Here is a 3,353-nt window from a genome sequence, read left to right on the forward strand (position 1 = left end):
TGATAATATAACAGGTAAAGACTATATAGTTTCTCAAGTTCCACTTGGTATTGGTTTGACTTTTTCTTTCATGTCAAGAATGGAAGATTCCATTACTAAAGCTATGGAAAAATTTTATTCTACTCCACAATCTACTAATTTTTCTAATGCTGGATTTGGTTTTACTTTAAGATCTACTATGGATTTGCCAGATTTAGAATTAAGTCAATTTAGCCCTAGAACACAAAAAAATCTTGATTTGTTTTTTAGAAACTGTGTTATTTATGGAATGGACTTAAATAAAGGTAGAATGGATACTAATTTTAGACATAGTGATAATTTATATGAGGATTTATTTGAAATAGGGCAGGGTAGTCAATTAACTTTATATTTTGGGGAAAAAGATAAAGGTAATATTAGATCTTGTACTCAAGCAGGTGCTTTAATTAAGCAAGATTTAGGTTCTTTAGCTCCAAAAATAGAAACTATCCATGCGCGTATTTTAGGTAGTAAAGATGAAAATGCTTATAGAGCTTCAATGCAGGGTGTTTGGGAAATTTTCTCAGGACAAGCTACACAAGCAAGATCTCAATTAATGCAAGCTATGTTAATTAATGCTTCAAGAGATTCTTTAATTAATACTGCAAAAATGGTAGGACTTGATCCAAATGCAGTAGCTACAAATACAGCAGTAGCTGAGCAAAACTTCATGTCAAGTATGCTAACTCAAGGTATGATGGCTCAAACTTATTTGCCACTAGCTAAAGCTTATTTAACAGTTTTAATTATAGGTTTATCATGGATTATGGCTTTACTCTCTATTATGTTTGGTGATTTTAGACATATAAAAATGTTTTTTACCTTATGTATATGGATAGTTTTATGGACTCCTATATTAAGTATTATTAATTATTTCAATGATTTAAATCTATCAAAAAGTGTTCAAGTATTATTAGATGGCTCATTAAGCTTTTCTATGAGTAATAGTTTATCTTTCTTTAAACAAATATCTGAGCAAACCAATTTCATTAATTATCTTGTAATGCTTACTCCATTATTAGCTTTTGCAGTAGCTAAAGCTAGTGAGCAAGGTTTTGTGTCAGTGGCTTCATCTTTATCACAAACCCTACAAGGTGCTTCAAGAAGTGCAGGAAGTTTTACAAATCAGCAAGCTTTATCTACTGAAACCAAAATAGCTACTCCTTTAGGTGAAGAAGTTATTGCTAAGCATGCTGGTATAAATTCTCGTTTAGGGGCGTATAATGTAGATAATCATAGTTTTTCTGTTAATTCTATATCTGGTGGTGGAAATACTGTTACAGATGTTAATACTAATTCAAAAGTAAGCTATGATAATAATGGGGTGAATTCTGCAAATATAACTGGACTTGACGCAAGCTCTATTAAGACAATGCAATCTAGCGCAAGCAATGATGTATCAAAAGCAATTGGGGATACTCTAAAAACTGGAAGAACTTCTCAGGATATTGCTAACATGGCATTTGATCATTCTTCTTCTCATGGTATTAACGCTCAAGCACAAGAAGTATTTAAAGCTTCTGCCACTAAAGCATTTGATAAAATGGCTCAAGCTGGAGATACTAAAGCAAGTGAAATTTCTGGCGCGTTAAAAGCTGGAGCTAATATGGTAGTAGTAGGTAGTGAATTTTCTGTTACAGAAAAAGATGGAACTAGTAGAACTTATACCTTATCAGATAAAGAAATGGAGCAATGGAATAAAGAATTTGCAAACAATGTTTCTTCTACCTACTCTAATGATTCATCTGTTAGGGCTTCTCTTAATAATGCCTTCTCAACCTTTACAGGTAAAGAATTTTCTCAAGTACATTCTGCTATTGATAAATATAGTTCAACTGAAAGTTTATCTCAAAATGTCAATGTAAATTCTATTCCTAAAGCGCTTAATGACTATATAAAATCTGGTGATAATACAGAAATTACAAACGCATGGAATACTGGAAATAAAAACCATGCTATTACAATGGCTATGAATGACTTCCAAAATTGGGCTGTAAATAATCCACAGCAATTATCTAAATATTTTAATGCTGGAGAATTTGACAATCCATCGAATAATATAGGAGAAATTAGTAATAAAAATTATCACGCTAGTGGTGAAGTTGCTTCGTTTAACAATAGTAACATATCAAAAGTCGATGGTTCAGCAACTAAACACGCTGATCAATATCAAAATAATGTTAAAACGCTAAAAGAAGGACACCAAGATCAAACAGGACAAAGTACTACTTGGGGAGATTCTAGTGGTAATACTCAAAAAGAAGTATCAAGTGGTCTGCAAAATACAGAAAAGGATTTCAAAGATGGAGCAGTTAAGAGAACAGGTGGTAATATTGTCAAAGGAAGTAAAATGGTTACTGACGCATTTGCTGAAATTACAAAATAAAATAACTCCCATAGAATTATGGGAGTATTATTTCCATAAAACCATTTTGTTTCCTATAAAAGTTACATTACCTACCTGAGTAACTATATCATTTCCTATAAAAGTTACATTACCTATTTTAGTAACCATTTTGTTTCCTATAAAAGTTACATTACCTACCTGAGTAACTATATCATTTCCTATGGCTCTAGCATTTTCTAGAATATAGTTTATATCTTTTTTATACAAATTGTTTTCATTATTTCCGAGATATTTGATTCTACCTATAAGAAAAAATCTTATTATATAATAAGGACTTTTTAATATAGAGAATAATATATCTTTAAAAGCTGGTTTAATGTATTTATTGTCTTTAATACTTTTAATAGTATTTATCCAAGCTAAAACATAATATAAAATGAAAGTAGTTGCTATTAAACCTATAAGAGTTTTAGTAAATATTTCATTTTTGCTTATAAATAAAATACCTATATTGATTAAAATTAATCCAAATAACACAACAAAAGTGATCTTTAATTTAGTGTTTTTATACATTGTTATTCCTTTACATTTAATATTAAAATTATACCAAAATTCACAATAAAAATCAAGTTTTTTAGTGCTTATAAATGCCTATTTTATAGTATTTTGCAAGGGTTTTTTATATTTTACATTTTTGTCCTTTATAAAGTTTATTTTAAGTGCTTTTTAAGCGTATTTTTTACACATAAAAGTCCTTTATATATCCCCTAAATGTCCTTTATAAAGTCCATTTTTTCTTTTTTTATTATTTTTTGCTTAAAATCTACCAAAAAAGTGCTTTATTTCGCCCATAAAGGTGCTTTATATATCCCCAAAAAGTCCTTTATAAAGTCTTTTTTATAAGCATTAAATATTGATATATTAGTATTTATTCTGTTTTATAATTTAATTTGTTAATTTTAACTTTAAAATTAATATTGGTAAGTTA

At 29.1% G+C, this 3,353-nt stretch carries 2 protein-coding genes; one reads left to right on the forward strand and one right to left on the reverse strand.

All coding sequences use genetic code 11. The annotated features are described in order from the left end of the window. Positions 1–2,404, forward strand: a 2,404-nt coding sequence (locus tag L8U98_RS08045) for a conjugal transfer protein TraG N-terminal domain-containing protein (RefSeq protein ID WP_263737862.1), incomplete at its 5' end; no start/stop codon positions are given. Positions 2,405–2,431: 27 nt separating this feature from the next. Here L8U98_RS08045 and L8U98_RS08050 read toward each other — a convergent pair. Continuing rightward, a complete protein-coding gene (locus tag L8U98_RS08050) occupies positions 2,432–2,938 on the reverse strand; it encodes a hypothetical protein (RefSeq protein WP_263725496.1) in 507 nt (168 codons plus the stop codon). Positions 2,939–3,353 lie beyond the last annotated feature (415 nt).

The sequence above is a fragment of the Campylobacter sp. RKI_CA19_01128 genome, from assembly GCF_025771175.1.
In the GTDB taxonomy this organism is placed as follows: domain Bacteria; phylum Campylobacterota; class Campylobacteria; order Campylobacterales; family Campylobacteraceae; genus Campylobacter_D.